This is a genomic window from Flavobacterium sp. CF136 (assembly GCF_000282055.1).
Taxonomy (GTDB): Bacteria; Bacteroidota; Bacteroidia; order Flavobacteriales; family Flavobacteriaceae; genus Flavobacterium.
Window position 1 is genome coordinate 51783 of record NZ_AKJZ01000006.1, and the last position, 21229, is coordinate 73011.

Annotated in this window: 15 protein-coding genes and 2 tRNA genes; 8 read left to right on the forward strand and 9 right to left on the reverse strand. The window is 32.6% G+C overall.

Features of this window, described 5'->3' with window-relative positions:
• Nucleotides 1-53: 53 nt before the first annotated feature.
• Both PMI10_RS00905 and PMI10_RS00910 read right to left on the reverse strand, forming a co-directional pair.
• Nucleotides 54-878 carry an ABC transporter permease gene (locus PMI10_RS00905; protein WP_007803444.1) on the reverse strand — a complete coding sequence of 275 codons (825 nt, stop codon included), beginning with the start codon at nt 876-878 and terminating at the stop codon, nt 54-56.
• Nucleotides 879-881: 3 nt separating this feature from the next.
• Entirely contained in the window at nt 882-1790 is a 909-nt protein-coding gene (locus PMI10_RS00910) for an ABC transporter ATP-binding protein (RefSeq protein ID WP_007803447.1), read from the reverse strand.
• A 96-nt stretch (nt 1791-1886) separates the two neighbouring features.
• Here PMI10_RS00910 and PMI10_RS00915 point away from each other — a divergent pair, with 96 nt between their 5' ends.
• Entirely contained in the window at nt 1887-2939 is a 1053-nt protein-coding gene (locus PMI10_RS00915; RefSeq protein ID WP_007803449.1) for a hypothetical protein, read from the forward strand.
• A 120-nt stretch (nt 2940-3059) separates the two neighbouring features.
• Nucleotides 3060-3920, forward strand: a complete 861-nt coding sequence (locus PMI10_RS00920) for a hypothetical protein (protein ID WP_007803451.1) — start codon at nt 3060-3062, stop codon at nt 3918-3920.
• A gap of 26 nt (nt 3921-3946) precedes the next feature.
• On the opposite strand, the gene PMI10_RS00925 is transcribed toward PMI10_RS00920, so the two are convergent.
• Nucleotides 3947-7681 carry a metallophosphoesterase gene (locus PMI10_RS00925; protein WP_007803453.1) on the reverse strand — a complete coding sequence of 1245 codons (3735 nt, stop codon included), beginning with the start codon at nt 7679-7681 and terminating at the stop codon, nt 3947-3949.
• A 27-nt stretch (nt 7682-7708) separates the two neighbouring features.
• Here PMI10_RS00925 and PMI10_RS00930 point away from each other — a divergent pair, with 27 nt between their 5' ends.
• On the forward strand, nt 7709-8887 hold the full coding sequence (locus tag PMI10_RS00930; RefSeq protein WP_007803455.1) for a Pycsar system effector family protein: 1179 nt from the start codon (nt 7709-7711) through the stop codon (nt 8885-8887).
• Nucleotides 8888-8911: 24 nt separating this feature from the next.
• On the opposite strand, the gene PMI10_RS00935 is transcribed toward PMI10_RS00930, so the two are convergent.
• From PMI10_RS00935 to proS, 5 genes are all read right to left on the reverse strand, one after another.
• Nucleotides 8912-11284 (reverse strand): GAF domain-containing protein, encoded by a 2373-nt coding sequence (locus tag PMI10_RS00935; RefSeq protein WP_007803457.1) that lies wholly within the window; start codon nt 11282-11284, stop codon nt 8912-8914.
• A gap of 154 nt (nt 11285-11438) precedes the next feature.
• Complete coding sequence (gene rpsT, locus PMI10_RS00940) at nt 11439-11690, reverse strand: 30S ribosomal protein S20 (protein WP_007803459.1); 252 nt, start codon at nt 11688-11690, stop codon at nt 11439-11441.
• Nucleotides 11691-11844: 154 nt separating this feature from the next.
• Nucleotides 11845-11916 (reverse strand) — tRNA-Glu (locus PMI10_RS00945).
• A gap of 41 nt (nt 11917-11957) precedes the next feature.
• Nucleotides 11958-12029 (reverse strand) — tRNA-Glu (locus tag PMI10_RS00950).
• Nucleotides 12030-12106: 77 nt separating this feature from the next.
• Nucleotides 12107-13585: a proline--tRNA ligase gene (proS, locus tag PMI10_RS00955; protein WP_007803460.1), complete on the reverse strand. Its 1479-nt coding sequence runs from the start codon at nt 13583-13585 to the stop codon at nt 12107-12109.
• A gap of 101 nt (nt 13586-13686) precedes the next feature.
• Here proS and PMI10_RS00960 point away from each other — a divergent pair, with 101 nt between their 5' ends.
• The 5 genes from PMI10_RS00960 to PMI10_RS00980 all read left to right on the forward strand — a co-directional run bounded on the left by PMI10_RS00960 (nt 13687) and on the right by PMI10_RS00980 (nt 19293).
• Nucleotides 13687-14688, forward strand: coding sequence for a hypothetical protein (locus PMI10_RS00960; protein ID WP_007803462.1), 1002 nt, complete (start codon nt 13687-13689; stop codon nt 14686-14688).
• 52 nt (nt 14689-14740) lie between these two features.
• Nucleotides 14741-16243 carry an OmpP1/FadL family transporter gene (locus PMI10_RS00965; protein ID WP_007803464.1) on the forward strand — a complete coding sequence of 501 codons (1503 nt, stop codon included), beginning with the start codon at nt 14741-14743 and terminating at the stop codon, nt 16241-16243.
• A 223-nt stretch (nt 16244-16466) separates the two neighbouring features.
• Complete coding sequence (rimO, locus tag PMI10_RS00970; protein ID WP_007803466.1) at nt 16467-17780, forward strand: 30S ribosomal protein S12 methylthiotransferase RimO; 1314 nt, start codon at nt 16467-16469, stop codon at nt 17778-17780.
• Nucleotides 17781-17820: 40 nt separating this feature from the next.
• On the forward strand, nt 17821-18354 hold the full coding sequence (locus PMI10_RS00975) for a hypothetical protein (protein WP_007803469.1): 534 nt from the start codon (nt 17821-17823) through the stop codon (nt 18352-18354).
• Nucleotides 18355-18387: 33 nt separating this feature from the next.
• The gene (locus PMI10_RS00980; protein ID WP_007803471.1) at nt 18388-19293 is read left to right on the forward strand and encodes an N-acetylmuramoyl-L-alanine amidase; all 906 of its coding nucleotides are present in this window, start codon (nt 18388-18390) and stop codon (nt 19291-19293) included.
• 315 nt (nt 19294-19608) lie between these two features.
• On the opposite strand, the gene PMI10_RS00985 is transcribed toward PMI10_RS00980, so the two are convergent.
• Nucleotides 19609-20673 (reverse strand): outer membrane beta-barrel protein, encoded by a 1065-nt coding sequence (locus PMI10_RS00985; RefSeq protein ID WP_007803473.1) that lies wholly within the window; start codon nt 20671-20673, stop codon nt 19609-19611.
• Nucleotides 20674-21229: the final 556 nt, after the last annotated feature.

Genomic DNA, 21229 nt, shown 5'->3' on the forward strand with positions numbered 1-21229 from the left:
TAAAAAACTACTATTCAGACAATTCTAAAACAAACTATAAAATCAAAAAACTACTACAAATCCCTGTTTTTTAATATTTTATAAGAGAAATAAACGAATAAAAATGTCCATATTGAAACAATTAAAATTGAAAACCAATGCACACTATAATCTTTCGCTCCTGCAACTCCTATTTGATTTCCTATTGTTTTTATTAGCGACAATCTTGTAACAGGCTCAATAATTAAATTAGACATTGATTCTAATGGTAAAACTTTCGAAATGTAATTACCTATAGTATTATTTGGCAGAATATGAAATATTATTATCCATTCTAAAATACGCCAGACAAGTACAAATCCTAAGGCGAATGCAGAACGTTTTATCAAAATTCCTACAAATAAGCAAAAAGAGAAAAATCCGGTCAGTTCAATAAAATAAGCTAATAGATATTCTAAATCACTAAAAATGATATCAAATTCGTTATAAGATGAATAAAATAATCCTAATATTAAGCTCATTACAAAAATAAAAATTGTAGAACAAAATGCAAAAAGGACAACAGTTAAGAATTTAGATAAGATAAATTCTTCTTTACTTAAACCATCTATTAGATTTTGTTTTAAAGTTCCGTAGCTATATTCATTTGCCATCATAGAAACTATCACAACACCAAGAAAAAATTGAAACCAAATTGCAAAATACGTAGTGAAATGCCAAATAAAAGGAAAATTAAAAATTCCCATTTCAGCAGGATCAACATGAATAGGACCTATATCATATTTAATTGAAACAGTTAAAGCAATAAACGAAAGTAAAATGAAGTAAGTAAGGGTCAATATTTTACTGGCTTTGTTTTTCCAGATTTTTTGCAATTCTATAGATACAAGTCTGTTCATGGCTTAGTTATTTGGTGTGGCGTTTTTGGTTAATTCTAAAAATTGGGCTTCTAAACTATTTTTACGTTTTACTAAATGACATAACGTAATATTTTTAGAAAACAGAAATTGGTTTAATTCTGAAGCGGATAATTCTGATTTTAAATAAACTAAAACCTTTCCTTCTTCTTCTTTTACATGATCGATTGCAGAGTGCTCTTTTAAAACCATTTTCAAAGTTTCATTATCGTCAGACTGAACTTCAAAAAAACCTTCGTTGGCAGACATTCCATCAACTGAACCTGAATATAAAATTTCTCCTTTTCGCAAAACAATCACATGTGAACAAACTTTTTCAACCTCATCCAATAAATGTGAAGCCAATAAAATAGTAGTTCCCTGTGATGCTATTTTTCTGATAATATCTCTAATTTGATGAATTCCCTGTGGATCTAAACCATTCGTAGGCTCATCTAAAATTAAAATTTCAGGATCATTTAAAAGTGCCGAAGCAATAGCTAAACGCTGTTTCATCCCTAACGAAAAAGTACTGAACTTACTATCTTTTCTTTCAGTTAAACCTACTAAATCCAGTTTTTCATTGATTTTAGAATAATTGATGCTTTTTATTTTGCAAACTAATTTCAGGTTTTCTTCGGCAGTCATGTACGGATAAAAGTTAGGGCGTTCTATAATAGCACCAACTTTTTTCAAGGCTTCATGTGTTTCCACTTTTCCTCCAAACCAGCTGTAATTACCCGAAGTTCGGTTTACAACATTCAAAACAATTCCTAAAGTAGTTGATTTTCCGCTTCCGTTTGGTCCTAAAATTCCATAAACGCGGCCTTTTTGTATATCAAAAGATACATTTTTCAAGGCTTGAATACGCCCGTATCTTTTATGAAGATTCTGAATAGTAAGTATGGTTTCCAAATTAATTTCGGTTTTAGTTTTTAGTAAGACGTTTCAACTTTCTTTTTGTTACTCCTAAATGTAATTTAATGTAAATTTGCATTAAAGATATTGAAAATGAGCGAGCCATTAATGCTATTAAAAAAACCTTCTTACCCTTTAACACAGTCCCTGTTAAATTATTTAGAACGCTACGAACGCATCTCAAAAGTGTCTGTGTTTTATGACGACCTATTGCGTTTTTCCGGCTCTGTAAATGTATATGATAAAAATGAGGATGATACATTATGGATCCGTGTCTATTACAGTGAATTTGAGAGAAATGAAATCGACCTAAACCTAAAAAAAGTCTACTCGCTTTTACATTCTGATGGAAATAGTGAGATTATTCAGTTTCTTAATATTGATGCCATTGATTACTGTACTTTTGGAAATTCAAAGCCATTCCGAATTAAGGTTCGAAATATCCTTAACGATAATTATGTCCACTTTTATATTAAAAAGGCAGATGCTTCCAGAATTTACGGATTGGAATTAGAAGATATCTTATCTCCTGACAAAATCAACTTTTTAGTTTATAAAGACACCCTGATCGAAGAACACATCATTGGTATTCCCGGAGATGTTTTTATGGATACTTTGCTGAATAATTGCACGGAAACCGAAAAATCCCAGATAGCAAAAGAGTTCGTTAAGTTCAATGAACGCTGTATGATCAGACTTTTAGGCGACATGCGCGCTTATAATTATGTAATTGTACCAATTCATGATTTTGACCAGGTAGTCTATAAAATCCGTCCTATAGATTTTGACCAGCAATGTTATGAAGGTAATTTCAAAGTATATCGCCCGCAATTTTTCAAAGAAAATTATCCGATGATAAAACTGATCAAGGAAAAACTGGAAGAACGTTCTATTTTTCAATATAAAGATGAAGAAAGGGCCATTCTCGCAAAACGGATTCACTCAGCTGAAAACAGAATCAAAAAGTTATTGAATATCATGTGCCATGATACCATTTCGACAGAAGAACATCTGAATCAACTAAAAATGGAATTATACCGTTATACAAATGATGCGAAGTTTAAAAATGCAAAATCTATGGGCCATATTATGTTTGCAGCTTTTGAGTTTATCACACGTAATTTTAAAAACACGAATTTAATTTAGAAATATATTTACCACAGAACTACACAAAGGTTTTATTAAAATTCTTAAGTAAACAGAAGATTCACAAAGTTTGTTTCTTACTTTTTATAAATCCATTTAATCTATGCAAAAAATAATATTATGAAAAAACCTTTTTTTTTAGCAATATCAATAGTTTTACTGGCTTGTCAACAACAATCAAATAGTGATTTAAAAACGATATTTTCACTTCCAAAAAAACTGAAAGAAGTTTCGGGAATTACTTATTTTCCGGAAACGAATTTGATTTATACTTTGGAAGACAGTGGAAATGCAAACAAAATCTACGCTTTAAATTCTGATGGAAAGACAAATAAAACCATTACAGTTACAAATGCAGCAAATGTAGATTGGGAAGATATCACAAAAGACAAAAACGGAAATATTTATATTGGTGATTTTGGCAATAACGACAATGAGCGTCAGGATTTATGTATTTATAAAGTAGCCAAAAATGAATTAAATAAAGAAAATGCGGTTGCCGAATATAAAGTTTCATTTTCTTACCCGGAACAAACAGAATTTCCTCCAAAGAAAAAAGAGTTATTTTATGATGTTGAAGGCTTTTTTGAATACCAAAATTACTTTTACCTTTTCACTAAAAACAGAAGTAAAAATTTTGACGGAACAGCTTTTATTTACAAAATCCTAAACGCACCGGGAACTCAAAAAGCAACCAAAATAGGTGAATTTAAAACTTGCGACAACTATAATCACTGTGTTTTAACAAGTGCTACAATTAGCCCTGACGGAAAAAAAGTAGTTTTGTTAAGCCATGATAAAATAGTTTTATTTAAGAATTATCCGGGTGATTTATTTAATAAAGGAACTCAGACTGAAATTAGTCTAAATCACTTTTCCCAAAAAGAAGCTATCGTTTTTAAAGACAATACTACTTTATTAATTGCTGACGAAAAAACAAATAAAATAGGCGGAAAAGTCTATGAATTTAAGTTGAAGTAACATTCATTTTTCCGTAAATCAATAAATTAAAAACTGTAAGCTGCACCTATAACAACCCTTCCGATTTCATCAGGTGATTTAAAGTAAGAAACTCTTGCAGTAATTACATTTATTCCGTTTATCCATATTCCGCCACCAAAATCGTTATGCCATTTTTTTGAATCCTCAGCATTTAACCATATACGGCCGTAATCAAAACCGGCTAAAATTCCATAGGTCAAAGGAATTATTGATTTACGTATCCTTCCAATACTATAACGCAAATCAGTACTTTGTGAGAAGGACGTATTTCCTAAAAATCGTTCATTTCTATACCCACGCAGATCTTTATCACCTCCTAAAGTTACACCTTGATAAAATTCATAATTATCATTCAGAATCGCTTTTGTTTTAAACATAGTCGCAAAAATGAATTTGCCCTGCGAATCAATCTTATGCACGAAACTTAAATTACTTTCTATCGTTGGAAAATTTTGCTTGGTATCATTCAAATTTGTGAGCCAGCTTCCTGATATCATAAATCCCATTCCTAAAGTAGGTTTTGAAACGAAGTCGACATTTTTGAAACTATATTTTATTGTTGCGCCGCCATATTGCTGATTTTCAAAAATTTCCGGATTTACAATTCCGGGAACATCAATAAAGCGGCCATTTGTATCTTCAACTTTCATTTGCTCAAAAACAGCCTGAAAACTTAGCTCACTTCCATAACGGCCAACATGTCTTACAGCAGGCGCAACCCTTAATTTTTGGATTCGAACACGATTATAATCCATTCCCAGATCCTGATCGTTATTTGTGGTTTTATTTCCGTAACCAAAATAATTTATTGCAAAATTTGGCGTGGTGAATTTTGCTTCTGCATCAATTACCCAATTCCCTAATAATCCCGGAAAATGTGCTGTATAATCTAGCTCAAAGCCACTTGTTGCAAAATAATAAAACCCATTTAAAACATGTTTTTGAGTATACGGGTTTTGCTTGAAATTATTCACCGTATAATTAAGATTAATTCCTAATTTTACACCATCATCCGGATTATAACCTGCAGTTGGCAAACCTGAAATCACATTATATTTTGGTTTTTCAAAATTATATAAATTCACATCATAATCATCAGTAAGAACAGTTTGCGCTTTTTTATCAAGATTATAAGTGTTTATTTTTGATTTAAAATCATATATCTTAACTTTTCTGCCATTGTCAATCGTGTATAAATCATTGTTCTGTCCTCCAATTAACCGAATTAAAATGTTCGATTTATATTTTCCGTTCACTTCATAAATATCGTCATCATCCAAACCATAAATCCAAAGGTTTTTTGTTATTTTATCGTTGTAAACTTTGGTATAAAGCAACTCTTCACCTTCTTTTTTGATTCGATACACTTTTAATTCCAGGCTATTTTTAGAATTATGGTTCAGAACAAATTTGTCCTTTTTGTCCGTGCCTGCTATTATAACTGTATGAGCCAATACATCAGAATAAATAGCCGCATATTTTTGAAGTTCCTTTTTTCGACTCTTCAGTTTTTGTTTAATATCTTCAATAGTTTCGTCCTGAACTTCTTTGGGCAGATTTTTAAAAGCCTGATCAATATCATTATCCGAAAGATGCTCCTGAATGTATTTAGCTTGCGTAATCCAATCATTTTTATCTGAAATTCGAACAAAAGCCAAATCTAATGGATAAGGTTCACGATTCAACCATTTTACATTATCAATTTCTTTTTTAAAAGTACGCATATGTCGCAATGCCGGAATATTCATTAATAAAGAAAGTAAAGTTCCGTCATACTTTGCAAAAGCCTGATCACGATCACGTGGAATCGGTTTGTAAACGATTTTATCCCCCTCATTATATTCTCCCCAGCGCCATTGATCAGCATGTCGGTCCCAATCGCCTATAAGCATATCAAATAAACGCGCTTTCATATATTCTTTTTCATCTACAACATACTTTTCATCTTTATGGAAATTTTTCATCATATCATCGGTACCAATAATATCATTTGGTTTACCGAAACTTCGTGCATCCTTTTGATTATCTGTCGGACGCTCTTCTACCATATATAATGCATCACCAAAATTTGAATTAAATTCTTTTAAGGCATTTTGTTTCGGAATGTAATACAAAACCGGATTGGTATGAGCTAAACCTAGTTTGTCTGCCATATCACCTACTGCAAAAGGTGTATAAGGATGTGATGTTGTGTAAAAGTCAAGTAAAAATCCTTCGACATATGTATCCTCAAAATCGTTTGCCACATATTGATCCTTAAAAGCAACTGATTGAAGAAATTGTGTTGCACTCTTTTTTAAAGCCCTCATTACATATTCTCTTTTCTTGGAATCCATCATTCTTAAGGATATAGACTGATGCCCTCCTCCTTCACGAATTGGTTTCAAACCTCCCATTAAAGTATCTAAAGTTGCTGTTTTTGCTTCGATAGGTAAGCTGTAATATTTTCGATAGTGATTTCCAAAAAGAAATTTATGAAAAAAACTTTTTCGTGTCATTTCTTTTGAATAGATAGAAGCTGTAGTTGTAGAAGGAAAATCATTCGTGCCCTTTTTTATCCAATTTATTTCTTTTGCCTTGATAATTTCACGTTCAAAAAGCAATTTCTCCTTATTATTTTCGTTTCCAAAAAAAGCAACTTTTGCATCTCCGCTTTTAAACAAGGCCAATGTTGCGTAACCATTTCCTCCATAAGAAAAATCATAAGGATTTACTGCTTTTGCAGCCTCATATTTTGAACCGGCCCCACTTATAATCTGATTAATATTTTCATTATTGATAAACTGCAGATTATGATCATGACCAGAAACAACGATTACATTTTTTTGTCCCTGAATGAGTGCTTTTATTCTTTTTGAATAAATAGTATATTGCTTATTTTGAATATCCTGAGGGCTAATCCCGGAAGTTTTTCGAATAAAATTTATCAATGAACCAATAATAGGCAGTGGAATTTTATTTTCTAAAGGAAACAATTGTTTTTCTAATGAAAACTGACCTCCATGAGTTCCGTTACTCATTAAAGGATGATGAAGGGCAAGAATAATCGTTTTTTCCTGATTTTTATTTAAAATACTTTCAAGTTCATCAAAAAAATATTCGCGGGTTTTGATGTCACAATTATCATTTATAGTAGGATGGTTATTCCAATTTTCTAAAAACCATTCACTGTCAATAGTTACCAAACAAGCTGTACTATCTATTTTCACCTCTTCAATCGGGCAGCTTTTTCTGGGTAAAAATGATTTTTTATCATTGAGATATTTAGTTACAAAATCCGCTTGACGTTCGAGGCCTTTAATACCGCTATACCAATCATGATTTCCCGGAATAAATATCGTTTTGCCTTTAAATCCTTCCGTTAATTTTAATTGGTTTGTAAGTTTTGTTTCTGCCAGGGTTTTATCCAAAGGATGATTATCACTTGGAAAACCTTTTGGATATATATTATCACCCAAAAAGATTAAAGTTGATCTTTTATTGGCTTTTTTTAGTTTCTGATGCAATAACTCAAGTGTTTGCTGTGGTTTTTCTTCATCTGCATTTCCAGCATCTCCAACTAAATAAAAAGTATGTGCAATTTTTATAGTATCAGTAGCGTTTTCAACATCGTCAGTAGTTATATTTTTCCCAAATTGAGTATGATTTGTAGCACATGAACAGATTAAAAACAAAAGCGAAAAAGATACTATTTGAGTTTTAATCTTAGCAATAAAATGATTATCCAAAAACAATTTCATAATTTAGTCGTATAAAAAATATTCTTTATGAATCTAGTAAAACAATCCGAAGATTTCGTCAGTAATTTACTCAAAGATAACCTTTCTAATTTATATTCTTACCATAATTTCAACCATACTTTTAATGTCGTAAATGCTGTTATCAAGCTTTGTGACAAGGAAAAAGTAGAAGGCGCAGACAAGGAAATGCTTTTGGTTGCAGCATGGTTTCATGACACAGGTTATCTAAATGGAGTAGAAAACCATGAAGATGAGAGTGTGAAGATTGTAACTAAGTTTTTAAAAGAAAAAGAACAGTCGGATGAATTTATAACAGAAGTTTCTAAACTTATTTTGGCGACTTCAAAATTGTATGTCCCACAAACACAATTAGAAAAGATAATTAAAGATGCTGATTATGTTCACATTACAAGTCTTGAATATGAATCTTCCTGCGAATTATTACGTTCTGAATTAGAAAGCACCATGGATATTTCTTTTTCCAGTTTAGAATGGGCAAAAGAAAATTTAAATTTCTTATTGAACAAACATCGATTTTACACGGACTATGCCTTGAAAAAATGGCAGCCTTTAAAAGAGAAAACTATTGCCATGGTTCAAAAAAAAATTAAAAAACAAGAATTAAAAAAGACTAAAGCAATGGAAAATGACGAAAAAAAGAAGGATAAAGTAGAAAAACCGGATCGGGGTATCGATACTTTGTTCCGTGTAAGTTTAGGAAACCATACACGTTTGAGCGGTATTGCTGATAGTAAGGCAAATATTTTATTGTCTGTAAATGCTATTATTATCTCGATTGCACTTTCTTCGATTATTCCAAAATTAGACAGTCCAAAAAATGCTCATTTGGTTATCCCGACTTTTATTATGTTGATGTCAAGTGTTATTACCATTATCTTTGCTATTCTTTCAACACGACCAAAAGTAACTTCGGGTTTCTTTACCCGTGCAGATGTTGAAGCTAAAAAAGTAAATCTGATGTTCTTCGGTAATTTCTACAAAATGCCTTTGGAGGATTATGATTGGGCAATGAATGAGATGATGAAAGACCGTGATTATTTGTACTCAACAATGATCAAAGACTTATACTACCTTGGATTAGTTTTACAACGCAAATATAATTTACTTCGAATCGCTTACAATTTTTTTATGGTCGGAATTATTATAACCGTAATTTCATTTGTTATCGCTTTTAAAAGTATTTAAAAACAGTAAGAGCTCATCTAAAAATTAGTTGAGCTCATCTAATAAATCCTGGTAAGTGATTTTTTTAGCACTTGCATTTGCAATATTGTTAATTACTTTTACACGAATCGCTCTTAAACCCGAAACACCTTGTAAATCCTCAACTTCAAATTGTTCAATTGCAGGTTCTAATATTTTCTTGTGCTGTAAGTATTTAATATATTTCAAATATTCTGCTTCTTCACTATTTTGAGAGTATACGATTGTAATTTTTTCTTTTTCAGTAATACGATCATTTGTGCCTTTAATGTTCGATTTATCTATACGTTTTTTTACAACTTCATATCTTGCGTTGTAAGTTCCATCAACATCAAAACGTTTCTCATCCATTCTAAAACGAATTGAAAGAGGGACGCTAAATACCAAAATCAAAGACGTTACATCCAGTTCATAAGGCAAAGATTCTTTAAGTTGATGATGTTCTAATTCCATTTCGCATAAAGTTTGCAATTGCCATAGACGCAAATTGTGCAAATACATAATATCGAAAGGTTTTGTTGGAGAAATTGATGCACCAATATATAAATTATGCTCAACACCATCAGTTTTAAAACGCTCGTAATAATGCGGATATATTTGCTGTGCTTCCAGTTGTTTTTTATCCAGAACCGAAGCCAGTTTTTTATTAATAATAGACATTGCATTATCAAATTTCTTTCTTTCCTGATAAAACATTCCTGTTTTTTCATCCAGACCCGCAAAATACAATTCTTCCAGCTTTTTGTTTTTCGCTGTATCTTTTGTATTTTTTAAAATAGGATGTATTTCTTCCTCAATATAGCGCTGAATCTGTTGTTCTGTATCAGCTTTTAAAGGTTGATCTAATTCATCACGAAGCGATTCCAGTTCAAATTTACGTTGTTCCAAAAGCATTAAGTTGCTGTTTGGTTTCTGGTTTTCGAAAATCTCTAAAATCGTCGTAAGCTGATTTTTCAAATCTATTTTTACCGTTTCATTTCGATGTTCAGATGAACCTTTAATGTCGATTTGTCCATATAAAGGGTAAACATTTTTAAAGACAATTTCCTTAAAAATATAATCTTTGGCCGGATTGCTATTTTGAAAATAATTTTGTGATTCTTTTCTAAATTTCCAATACACACTTGGATGAATTGTAGTGTATTCACGCTGAATAATGGCTTCAACCTGATGTTGCATATCAGTATTATAACGATCAATTGTATCCGTCAGATATGGTAAAACCAATTCCAGTTTGGTTGCATTTACACTATTTAAACTTCTTGGATTTTCAGAAACTAATTCTAAAACACCCAATAAATGCCCGTCTTTTATAACCGGTGCAAAAACACAACTCTGAATATTTTGTTTTAACAGATGTTCACCAAGTTTTTTATTTACGGACTCTTCTGTGAATTTTTGAACATTAGAAATTACAAAAGGCTCTTTATTGTCTAATAAATTTTCAAAATAACATCCAAAAAAAGCATTTTTACATTCTACTTCCTGATCTGTTGAAAGCAAAAAACTCTGAAGCTTGTTATCATGCCTAACAGGTTTGATGAATTTTTCTTCTTCCGGATTATAGATAATGAAACCAACTTTCAGATCTGAAATTTTAAATATTGATTTGAAAATATTTTCAATAATAGTATCATTTGAAGCAACTGTCTTTGAGTCAGGCTTTAACAAATTACTCTTTAAATTTGAAATTGCACTTTCTATGGTAGCATCAAATAAAGAAACAATACCGAAACCTTTTAAAACCCAGCTTCCCACAGGAAATTTAGATTTCCAAAGATCAATATCATTATAATTATCAATCAACAGATCAATATCGTCTTGTGTAAGCGGTACCGAATTTTCTGTTGGAGTAATCTCTATAAAATCGGCATTGTACAAAATACGATAGTGCTTTTCAATTCCATTTTCATCCGGAATGTCATAAAAGAAAATTCTATTGAAATCAATATTTTGTTTGTAATAACCACTTAAAATCAGGCAACAGTTATTAATATAGAATTGATGATTATCAAAATCACGAATTTCCATATAAAACTCATCACCGGCATTACGCAATATTTTCTTGAAACGTTCTGTATAATTGAAAGAGATATTTTGAAAAGGAATTGTAACAGCCTTAATTTCATTATGAGTCAAAGCTGTCGGAAATAAATCAGCTAATATATTCTTGATTAAAGCCTCATTATTTTTAATAGTATTGTAATCTTCAATCCCAGTCCTTAATTCAGGTATAGATTCTATTTGTTTTAAAATAGCTTTGGCATAGTTCGCCCTGTAATCTACATTAGATAAAGCAATTTCCTCAAAAGATTCAATCAGTTTATGAAAAGAGATTATTGTTTTGAAAGGACTTTCAGCGTGCAAAAGAGTATCCATCTAATTATTGGTTTAGAATACAAAATTAATGATTAAGTTAATCTAAATTTTATTTCGCGGTTAATATTTCTATACCTGTTGAAAAATACAGCAATATTTAAAACAAAAAAAGTCCTCAAAAGAGGACTTTATATATTTAGGAAATTGTAATTAATTACAATTTAGCAACATGTTTCGTTAATTTAGACTTCAGGTTAGAAGCTTTATTATCGTGAATGATGTTCTTTTTAGCTAATTTATCAATCATAGAAATTACAGTTGATAATTTAGAAGCTGCATCAGATTTCTCAGTAGCTAATCTTAATGCTTTAATAGCATTACGAGTAGTTTTATGTTGGTATCTGTTAAGAACTCTTCTTTTTTCGTTACTTCTGATTCTTTTTAATGCCGACTTATGATTTGCCATTTTTTTTAATTTTAGATGTAATAATTATTATAGATACTAGTTAAAAAAGAAAAACCTCCCACAATTGCAAAACAATCACTTTGGTTTTAACTAATAAAACAAAAACCGAGACACCAATTTTTATTTTATAAAACTTATTCACAACTAATTTTAGTAGCCCGTAGCGGAATCGAACCGCTCTTACATGGATGAAAACCATGCGTCCTAACCGATAGACGAACGGGCCATTTTTATTAAGTTAAAAAACTTAATTCGCAGTAAAAGTAGTAGCCCGTAGCGGAATCGAACCGCTCTTACATGGATGAAAACCATGCGTCCTAACCGATAGACGAACGGGCCTGCTTCTCTAATGCGGATGCAAAAATACAACTATTTTTAAGATGTACAATAGTTGATGTAAAAAAAATTATTTTTTTTTAATATGCCTTAGCAAACAGTACTCTTTTAGCAGATGGATTCCCAGTAAACACACAGGTTCCCACCTCTTCTAAATGACTCAAAGGAATACAACGAATTGTTGCTTTGGTCAGATCTTTTATTTTTTCTTCAGTAGCAGCCGAACCGTCCCAATGGGCCGATACAAAACCACCTTTTCCTTCTAACACTTCTTTAAACTCCTCAAAACTATTTACTTCCGTAATATGTGTATTACGGTAATCTAATGCTTTATTAAATAAATCGTTTTGAATCTGCTCTAACAAGTCATTTATATAGGTTACGATTCCTTCTCCGGAAACGGTCTCTTTTGTCAAAGTATCACGTCGTGCAACCTCAAAGGTTCCGTTTTCTAAATCTTTTGGACCAACAGCAATTCGAACAGGCACTCCTTTTAATTCCCACTCAGCAAACTTGAATCCTGGCTTTTGTGTCGTTCTGTCATCATATTTAACCGAAATCTTCAACTTTCTTAGTTTTGTCACTAATTCATTAACTGCTGCAGTAATTTGCTCTAATTGCTCATCAGTTTTATAAATAGGAACAATAACAACTTGTATTGGTGCTAAATTTGGAGGCAAAACCAATCCCTGATCATCAGAATGTGTCATAACCAAAGCCCCCATTAAACGAGTTGAAACTCCCCAGGAAGTTCCCCAAACATGCTCTTGTTTTCCTTCAGCATTTGCAAACTTTACATCAAAAGCTTTTGCAAAATTCTGCCCTAAAAAGTGAGATGTTCCGGCCTGCAATGCCTTTCCATCCTGCATCAATGCTTCAATACAATAGGTTTCATCAGCTCCGGCAAAACGTTCTGTTTCGGTTTTTATACCTTTTACAACAGGTATCGCCATGAAATTCTCAACAAAGTCTGCATAAACATTCATCATTTTTTCAGATTCCTCTATGGCTTCAGCTTTTGTAGCATGTGCCGTATGGCCTTCCTGCCATAAAAACTCAGCTGTTCTTAAAAACAAACGCGTACGCATTTCCCAACGAACCACATTAGCCCATTGATTAATTAACAGCGGTAAATCTCTATACGATTGCACCCATCCTTTATAGGTAGACCAAATAATCGCTTCACTTGTTGGACGAACAATCAGTTCTTCTTCTAATTTAGCATTTGGGTCCACCATTAGCTTTCCGGGTTTATCCGGGTCATTTTTTAATCTGTAATGTGTTACGATAGCACATTCTTTTGCAAATCCTTCTGCATTTTTCTCCTCTGCTTCAAACATGCTTTTTGGCACGAATAAAGGAAAGTATGCGTTTTGATGTCCTGTTTCTTTAAACATCCTGTCTAACTCGGCTTGCATTTTTTCCCAAATAGCATATCCGTACGGTTTTATAACCATACATCCTCTAACTCCTGAATTTTCGGCTAGATCTGCTTTTACAACCAGCTCGTTATACCATTTCGAATAATCTTCTGATCTTGTAGTGAGGTTCTTACTCATATTGAATAGTTTGGCACAAATTTTGTTTTATTTTTTTTAACTAAATAGTTCCGCAAAACTAACTATTTTTGTAATGTGCAACAATAAAAAACACCACAGATATGAAAACTTCTATTTCTCTCCGACAAAACACAACTCATTTCTACTTTATTGGATTACTGAGTTTTCTGGTAGCATCATGTGGTTCTTACCAAAACACTTCATACAATGATAATGATGGAGTCTATGGCAATACCCGAAACAACTATACTCAATCAAATACTACTGCTACTAACAATCAATATAAAGATTACTTTAAATCATTACAAGATGAAGATCAGCCAACTGAAATTTTCACAGATGTTGACAATTATGGTAATTATGCAGAAAATGACAGCACACAAACTACTGCTACTGCTTATCCTGCCTGGGGAAGCAGTAATTCAGAAGTAGCTATTAATGTTTACTCCAACCCTTCCTGGTCATGGGGATTTGGATTTGGATATCCTTATTATGGATGGGGTTATGGTGGTGGTTACTGGGGATATCCCGTATATGCCTGGGGTGGTTACCCTGGATATTGGGGACCTGGTTACGGATACGGATATGGATGGAATTACCCGGGATATTACTGGGGAGGAGGATATGGTTACAGATATAACAATTACTCTTATAATTATGGAAGAAGAGGTTCTGCCTCATACTACGGTGGAAGAAATTACGCCTCAAACAGAAGTTACGCAACAAATAGAAACTTTTCTAACAGAAGCTATACCAACACTAATAGAAACTACACCAACAGAAGTAACTATAACACAAACAGACGAAGCGAGTACACTGATTTCAGAAGAAGCTCTTATGTAAACGGCAGAACATCAAGCCCTGCTTTTACGAACAGAAGCAGCACAAATAACAGTTATGATTACTCTAACAGAAGATCAAGCGGTACCACTACAAACAGAAACTACAATTACAACAACAATACGACAAATAACAATTCATCAAGAAGCTACTCTCCCAGCCCATCACGCTCAATGAATAGTGGTGGTGGAAGCATGAGATCATCTGGCGGTGGCGGTGGCGGCGGAAGATCTTACGGTGGTGGTGGTGGAGGCAGAAGATAATTTCTTTTGTTCCAGACACACATCTATTAAAATCATCAAAATTTTCAATCTAATGAAAAAAATATTATTCCTACTTATATCAGGGCTAACTATTAGCGCCTCATATTCACAAGAAGTTTCAGATGCAGTGCGTTTTGCACAGGATAACCTAACCGGAACTGCCAGATTCAGAGCGATGAGTGGTGCCTTTGGTGCTGTGGGTGGAGATTTCTCTTCTTTAAGTGTCAACCCTGCCGGATCAGCTATATTTTTGAATAATCAGGTGGGAGTAACTTTAAGCAATCAGAATATTAAAAACAATTCTAACTATTTTGGAACTCCAATGAGTGATAAAAAAAACTCATTTATACTAAACCAGGCAGGCGCTGTTTTTGTTTTTAATGACCGAAATCCAAATAACAACTGGAAAAAAGTTACTATTGGGGCTACTTATGAAAACACAAACAATTTCGACAATAATACTGTTTCTGTAGGTACAAATCCAACAAATTCTGTAGATGAGTATTTTTTAGCTTATGCAAATGGAATTTCGTTGGGAGATATAAAAAACATCTCATATAGAGACCAATTTTATAATGAACAGCAAGCTTATTTTGGATATAATGGATTTGTAATTAATCCTGTAAATAATACCGACAGCAATACTCAATACATAAGCAATGTACCTGCAGGCGGTAATTACTATCATGAAAATGAAATTTACGAAAGAGGATATAACAGCAAATTAAGTTTCAATATTGCAACTTCCTATAAAGACCGTCTTTATTTAGGAGCAAATTTGAATGTTCATGTTACTGACTACAGAAGAACTACCACTTTTTATGAAGATAATGACAACCCATTAGTAGCCGGTGAAACGATATCAAATTTACGCTTCAACAATGATCAATACACTTACGGAAATGGATTTTCTTTTCAACTGGGTGCAATTGCCAAAGTCACTGAGTCTTTCCGTCTTGGCTTAGCATACGAATCGAATACCTGGTATGATCTTTATGATGAAATATCACAAAATTTACATACTACAAGACAGGCAGCCGGAGGTCAACCCATAAATGCGACTGTTAATCCGGATGTAACAAATGTTTATGATCCATACACATTACAAACTCCCGGAAAAATAACTTTTAGCGGTGCATATGTATTTGGAAAATCTGGTTTAATTAGTGTTGATTATGCTATTAAAGATTACAGCAATACCAAATTTAAGCCAACCAGTGATGCAGGTTTTAGAGAACTAAATAATGATATAAATGATAATTTAACTTCTGCCGGTGAATTAAGAATTGGTGGCGAATACAAAATAAAACGTTTGAGCTTACGTGGCGGATATCGATTTGAAGGAAGTCCATATAAAAACGGAACTACAATTGGAGATTTAGAAAGCTACTCTGGTGGTTTGGGTTATAATTTTGGAGGAACCAAATTAGATCTTGCTTATTCATACGCTGAAAGAAAATCAAATCAGGGATTTTTTGCTACAGGATTTACAGACGGCGCCAACATTACATCGAAACTAAATAATGTTTCTTTGACTTTATTATTTGAATTGTAATTAAGAATAAATAGATGAATGAAAATTTCCGTCAGGTCTTCTCTGGCGGATTTTTTTTAGCCCTGATGGAAGCGGCATCTTTTTGTGGTCTCGTTTTTTTTTAACGGGACCACAAAAAATACAGCGAACAGCAGGAATAGCTTCATAAAATACACCTAAAAGAAACTGAAACAAGCGGTGTTTGGATAAAAAAGTGTAATTTTGCACTCCAATTTATAAAAGTATGAGAACCAAGTCTTTAAAAAAGAACAAAATTAACGTAATCACTCTTGGGTGTTCGAAGAATGTTTATGATAGTGAAGTATTGATGGGACAACTTCGTGCAAACGGAAAAGAAGTTGAACATGAAGCTCCTGCAGAAAGAGAAGGAAACATTATCGTGATTAACACTTGCGGTTTTATTGATAATGCCAAAGCAGAATCAGTAAATATGATTTTGGAATACGCTGATAAAAAAGACAAAGGACTTGTTGATAAAGTTTTCGTAACCGGATGTTTATCTGAACGTTACAGACCTGATTTAGAAAAAGAAATTCCGAATGTAGATCAATACTTTGGTACAACTGAGTTACCTCAACTATTGAAAGCTTTAGGAGCCGATTATAAACATGAATTATTAGGGGAACGTTTAACGACAACTCCTAAGAACTACGCTTATTTAAAAATTGCTGAAGGCTGCGACAGACCCTGCAGTTTCTGTGCTATTCCGATTATGCGTGGAAAACACGTTTCTCAATCTATTGAAAAATTGGTTAAAGAGGCTGAAGGTTTAGCTAAAAACGGCGTTAAGGAACTGATTTTGATTGCTCAGGATTTAACTTACTATGGTCTTGATATTTACAAAAAGAGGAATCTTGGCGAACTATTAGAAGCATTGGTAAAAGTTGACGGAATTGAATGGATTCGTTTACATTATGCTTTCCCTACCGGTTTTCCGATGGATGTTTTGGAAATAATGAAACGCGAACCTAAGATTTGTAATTATATTGATATTCCGTTACAGCATATTTCGGATTCAATATTAAAATCGATGCGTCGCGGAACTACGCAGGCTAAAACAACTCAACTATTAAAAGATTTCCGTGCTGCAGTTCCGGGAATGGCGATCAGAACAACATTAATTGTTGGATATCCTGGTGAGACTCAGGAAGATTTTGAAATCCTGAAAGATTTTGTTCAGGAAATGAAATTTGACAGAATGGGATGTTTTGCCTATTCCCATGAAGAAAACACACACGCTTACTTACTTGAAGATGATGTTCCGGATGATGTAAAACAGGCAAGAGCCAATGAAATTATGGAATTACAGTCTCAAATTTCATGGGATCTGAACCAGGAAAAAATTGGACAGGTTTACAAATGCATTATTGACAGAAAAGAAGGTGCACATTTTGTAGGCAGAACTGAATTTGATAGTCCTGATGTTGACAACGAAGTATTGATTGATGCATCAAAACATTATGTAAAAACCGGAGAATTTGTTAATATCAAGATAATTGAAGCAACAGAATTTGATTTATACGGAGAACCTGCTTAAATTTACCATATATATTTGCTAACTTTTTATAAATACTATTATGAAACCTATTCAATCATTATTTCTTTTGGTTTTTACGTTATTCTGTATTAATTCTGTTTCGGCTCAATACGGAAACGGTTACAATAATGGTTATGGGGGAAATGGTTACGGAAGAGGCGGCGGTATGGGAATGGACAGAAGCATGATGCAGGGACCACAAGGCTCTCCAAGCAAGCCTAAGGAAGTTCCTCCTGAAGAAACGGCTGCAAAAATTGTAGAACAAATGAAACCAGAGGTAAATCTTGATGAACTTCAGGCAATTGCAATAACGAATGTTTTGGCTGACAGTATGAGAGAACAAGGAGTACTTTTGAAAAATGAAAGCAGCAGCCAGGATGAAAAAATGGAGCAAATGAAAGCATTGAGAGAAAGCACTACTAAAAAAATAACGGCTTTCCTTAATCCGGATCAAGTTGAAAAATACACTTCCTTTATGGCGAATTTTAAGGAAATAAAAAAAACAAAGTCGAAAAAGAAAAAAGATTCAAAAGAAACCAAGGAGAATTCTGAAACAATAAAAGATAAAGAATAATTGTTTCAATTAACCTTACAATACAATTAAACCATGTTAAAAAAACATCTTTGTTATCTTATTTTAGCAATTTCTATTATTTCCTGCGCAACAAAAAACCCATATAAAGACACTGAGAAAGTCTATGATAAACAGCTTAAAACTTTAGAGAATCAAATTGCCAGCAAAGAGGTTCAGCAAATACCTTCTAATCCTGTAGTAATTGACACATCATATGCCCAACAATTAGGCATTGTAAAAGATACTCTGTCAAAAACAGGCTCTACTGCTTTATTAAACGGCATCAATACGGAATGGATTGGTACGGTCAATTTTAATTTAAGAAAACCAAGCTTTATAATTATTCATCATACTGCACAAGATTCAATTCAGCAAACTATAAATACTTTTATAAAGACCAAAACACAGGTAAGTGCCCATTATGTGATTTCTGAAAACGGAAAAGTGGTTCAGATGCTAAATGATTATTTAAGAGCATGGCATGCAGGTGCATCAACCTGGGGAAAAAATACTGATTTAAACTCAAGCTCAATTGGTATTGAACTGGATAACAATGGTTCTAAACCTTTTACGGAAGCACAGATCAGTAGTTTGGTTGCCCTTTTAACTAAATTAAAAAAAGATTATAATATCCCGACGCAAAATATAATAGGACATTCTGATATTGCACCTGGCAGAAAACAAGATCCAAGTGCTTTATTCCCATGGAAAACACTAGCAGAAAAAGGTTTCGGAATTTGGCCGGATGAAATACTGGAAGAGGCTCCTTTTGACTTTAAAATCGAACCTGCTTTGAGAATTATTGGTTACAATACCAAAAATCTTTCGGCAGCAATAATTGCCTTTAAATTGCACTATATTCAAACAGACACAAGTGTAACTTTAGATAGAAAAACAATAGACACTATCTATTCGATTTACAAAAAGCAATTACAATAAAAACAACCATAATACAAAATAAAAATGCGTTTCTGAATTAAATCCGAAACGCATTTTTTTATTTAATAAAGCAAATTAACATTCTATCAATGTATTTATTATGTTCGAACATTGGTGTCTAAAGGAAGATATTCTGTTTCTTTAAATTCTTCCCCTTTCATTTTACTTATCTAATATATATATATATATATAAAGATCTTCAATAAAATTCACATCAATAAAAAAGCTGCCAAAAATTATAAAATTTTGACAGCTTCCAAAAAAAAAAAAAATATCAATCTTTATCTCTAGAAAGAGTATGTTGTAATAATTACCTTAGAATCCGTAAACCAAAGCTAATAGTACTTGAGAAGCAGATTTAGCAGGAGCTAAGTCCGAATCTACGAACAAAACTTCATCTGAATTAGAATCAAATCTAAACTCCGGAATAATAGTCAAACCATTTATTTTATAATTTCCTGACAAGGTAAGAGCCGTAACACTTGTATCTCCAGAACCTTCTTTGTATTTAAAATATTCTCCACGCAATCCTAAAGCAAAAGCATCAGTGATCGCATAAGATGGGTATAACGCCGCTCCTGTATAACCAACATCACCTTCGTTTGAAAAATCTGCAGCGTTTAAACCTAGTTTGAATTTTTCAGTTAATTGGAATGTTGCAGTCAAATCAACAATAGTACCGCTTACAGAGCCATCCATAAAATTCAAATAAGCACTCGCTTTATCAGTTACAAAAGATAATTGACCTCCTACAGCATTTAATCCTTTTTGTGAATCAGCTTTATATGAATTCCAGGAATCATTAAACAAACCTACCATTGCTCCAAATTTCTCCGTTATCGCATAATTCGCTTTAACACCTGCATTTTGGAATGGCCCATTGGTAAACATATAAGAAGTAGAGTAATGAAAATTACCTACTGGAGAGATTACCTCATACCCAATAAATGTACCCATATAACCTGCAGTCAAACTCAGTTTATCCGAAACTGCATAAGTAGCATACAAATTTTGGATGTGGAATGATTCCCCAGAAGTACTTACATTAGGAATAGGATCACCATTTTGATCATATACTACACCTGGCTCATTTGGGATTGATTGTCTTTGTCCCCTTGGTCCAAAAGAAACTTCACCTACGAAAGAAATATTTTTTATTTTTTTCTTCAATGCAATATCTAACATTCCTAAAGAAACAGAATTCTGATCTGTTGCGAAGCTTGTTGGGATATTAGGAACTTTAGCAAAATCATATTTGTAATATACATCCCCGGAACCTGAAATTTCTAAAGGAGTAGAAGTAGATTCTGGTGCATCTTCCTGAGCAAATGCAAAAGAGCTTGTTAACATTGCGGCAAAAACGTGTAATACTTTTTTCATGTTTTAATTGGTTTTTTAGTTATTAATTGATTTTGGTTAGTTAAATTTTTATCTCTATAATTATATACGATTTCACTTTTTGAACTTCAAATCCTATCTAAAACATCCTCATTTTCTTCAGCGAATTTATTAACTTTTGCATAAGTAAAAGAATCGAAATCTATTTTTTTGATATTTTAGAAGCAGAATTATGGATTACAAAAATTAAATTAAAAATAATCATTATTTCATATTAATACAGATTGCTTTTTAAAAATACAATAACGAGTTTTTAATAATAACCACTCAAAAACATGGGTTATGCGTGACAAAAATATAAAAATATTTAAGTAAACACATTTTTAAATCAAAAACTTTAATAATACCCCCTAAAAAATAGGGGTTAATTATTTTATGATTTAAAAATAAAAAAAGCCATATAAAACTGTACAAAGGCCATTAATTAGCAATTCTTACAAAAAAAATATTGCAGGAAACCCGCTCATAGCAGTGCTTACATTCATTTTTTAATATAAAAAAAGCCTGTTCACAAAACTGAACATGCCCCAAAAAGTTA